The sequence below is a fragment of the Pseudomonas sp. NPDC089534 genome (genome assembly GCF_044749305.1).
GTDB classification, from domain to species: domain Bacteria; phylum Pseudomonadota; class Gammaproteobacteria; order Pseudomonadales; family Pseudomonadaceae; genus Aquipseudomonas; species Aquipseudomonas ekonensis.
Genome location: NZ_JBIVHR010000195.1, coordinates 1 through 2,533, shown reverse-complemented (window position 1 = coordinate 2,533; position 2,533 = coordinate 1). Strand labels below are relative to the sequence as shown.

2 protein-coding genes and 1 pseudogene are annotated in these 2,533 nt (G+C 63.4%); all 3 read left to right on the top strand.

Annotated features, from left to right (window positions below; genetic code table 11):
* Positions 1-1,412, top strand: a 1,412-nt coding sequence (gene aroA / locus ACIP0B_RS28280; protein ID WP_400838458.1) for a 3-phosphoshikimate 1-carboxyvinyltransferase, incomplete at its 5' end; no start/stop codon positions are given.
* A complete protein-coding gene (gene cmk / locus ACIP0B_RS28275; RefSeq protein ID WP_400838455.1) occupies positions 1,409-2,098 on the top strand; it encodes a (d)CMP kinase in 690 nt (229 codons plus the stop codon). The genes aroA and cmk, both read left to right, overlap by 4 nt.
* Before the next feature lie 118 nt (positions 2,099-2,216).
* Positions 2,217-2,533 (top strand): annotated as a pseudogene (gene rpsA, locus ACIP0B_RS28270) (30S ribosomal protein S1); the annotation flags it as partial.

Below are 2,533 nucleotides of genomic sequence, written 5' to 3'. Positions count from 1 at the left end.
GGCACCAAGGGCTGGGCGTCGTCACGCGCGCCCGCGTTGCCCGCGAGCATTTCAGTAAAATCCTGGCCCGCAGGGCCTATGTGGACGCTCAGCATTCCAACGCACTGATCTTCCTGGCTCAACCTGGTGGCCGCCTGTCCGGTCGGATTCGCGTACCGGGCGACAAATCGATTTCCCACCGTTCGATCATGCTCGGCTCCCTGGCTGAAGGCGTCACCGAAGTCGAAGGTTTCCTCGAGGGCGAAGACGCCCTGGCGACCTTGCAGGCGTTCCGCGACATGGGTGTGGTCATCGAAGGCCCGCACCATGGCCGCGTGACCATCCATGGCGTCGGCCTGCACGGCCTCAAGCCTGCGCCGGGCCCGATCTACCTGGGCAACTCCGGCACCTCGATGCGCCTGCTCTCCGGCCTGCTGGCGGCGCAGGACTTCGACAGCACCCTGACCGGCGACGCGTCGCTGTCCAAGCGTCCGATGAACCGCGTGGCCAATCCGCTGCGTGAGATGGGTGCCGTGATCGAGACCGCCGCCGAAGGTCGTCCGCCGATGACCATCCGCGGCGGCAACAAGCTCAAGGGCCTGACCTACACCATGCCGATGGCCAGCGCCCAGGTGAAGTCCTGCCTGCTGCTGGCCGGCCTGTACGCCGATGGCAAGACCACCGTCACCGAGCCTGCGCCGACCCGCGACCATACCGAGCGCATGCTGCGCGGTTTCGGCTATTCGGTGAATGTCGATGGCGCGACCGCCTCGGTCGAGTCGGGCGGCAAGCTGACCGCGACCCATATCGAAGTGCCGGGCGACATTTCGTCGTCGGCGTTCTTCCTGGTGGCGGCCTCGATCGCCGAGGGCTCGGAGCTGGTGCTCGAGCACGTCGGCATCAACCCGACCCGCACCGGCGTGATCGACATCCTGCGCCTGATGGGCGCGGACATCACTCTGGAGAACCAGCGTGAAGTCGGCGGTGAGCCGGTGGCTGACCTGCGCGTGCGGGCAGCTAAACTGAAAGGTATCGAGATTCCCGAGGCGCTGGTTCCGCTGGCCATCGACGAGTTCCCGGTGCTGTTCGTGGCGGCCGCCTGCGCAGAAGGCCGTACCGTGCTGACCGGTGCCGAAGAGCTGCGGGTCAAGGAGTCGGACCGGATCCAGGTGATGGCGGACGGTTTGCTGGCGCTGGGCGTCAAGTGCGAGCCGACCCCGGACGGCATCATCATCGACGGCGGCCTGATCGGCGGCGGCGAAGTGCACGGTCACGGCGACCACCGCATCGCGATGGCCTTCAGCGTGGCCTCGTTGCGCGCCAGTGCGCCGATCCGCATCCATGATTGCGCCAACGTCGCGACGTCGTTCCCGAACTTCCTGGCGCTGTGCGCGCAGGTCGGCATCCGAGTGGCAAAAGAGGCTCAGTCGTGAACAGCATTGCACCGGTCATCACCATCGATGGGCCAAGCGGCTCGGGCAAGGGCACGGTAGCGGGCATTTTGGCCGAGCGTATGGGCTGGAAGCTGCTGGATTCCGGTGCGCTGTATCGCCTGTTGGCGTTCGCGGCGCGCAACCATGGTGTCGACCTGACCAATGAAGAGCTGCTGAAGAAACTCGCCGCTCATCTGGATGTGCAGTTCATCCCGGCGACGAACGGTCAGCTGCAGCGCATCATCCTGGAAGGCGACGAAGTCAGCGATGTCATCCGCACCGAGAGCGTCGGCGCCGGCGCTTCCCAAGTGGCGGCATTGCCGGCGGTGCGCGAGGCGCTGCTGCAGCGCCAGCGTGATTTCCAGGAAATGCCGGGGCTGGTGGCCGACGGTCGCGACATGGGCACGGTGGTGTTCCCCGGTGCGCCTTTGAAGATTTTCCTGACGGCCAGTGCCGAGGAACGGGCGCGCCGCCGATATTTGCAGTTGAAGGGCAAAGTCGAGGGTGTTAGTCTGTCGAGTCTGCTAGATGAGATCCGTGCGCGCGATGAGCGTGACACCCAGCGAACCGTAGCCCCGCTCAAGCCGGCGGCCGACGCGATACAGCTGGATTCCACGGAGTTGTCCATCGATCAGGTGCTTGAACGCATCATGAGCGAGATCGCCATCCGCGATATCGCCGGGTGACCAGAAGGCTGCAGGGGACCAGTCATAGTCCTGCGGCGCTTCTTTTAAATGAAACTGATCCATACCGTCTGGGGTGTGGCTATGGGCGTATCCTTCGCCCTAATCTACAGGAATTAAAATGAGCGAAAGCTTTGCGGAACTCTTTGAAGAAAGCCTAAAGACCCTGAACCTTCAGGCAGGCTCCATCATCACCGGTGTTATCGTTGATATCGATTACCAAGCTCGCTGGGTAACCGTTCACGCTGGCCTGAAGTCTGAAGCACTCATCCCGCTTGAGCAGTTCTACAACGATGCTGGCGATCTGGCCATCAACGTCGGTGACGAAGTTCACGTTGCTCTGGACTCGGTTGAAGACGGTTTCGGTGAAACCAAGCTGTCCCGTGAGAAAGCCAAGCGCGCTGAATGCTGGATCGTTCTGGAAGCAGCCTTCGCAGC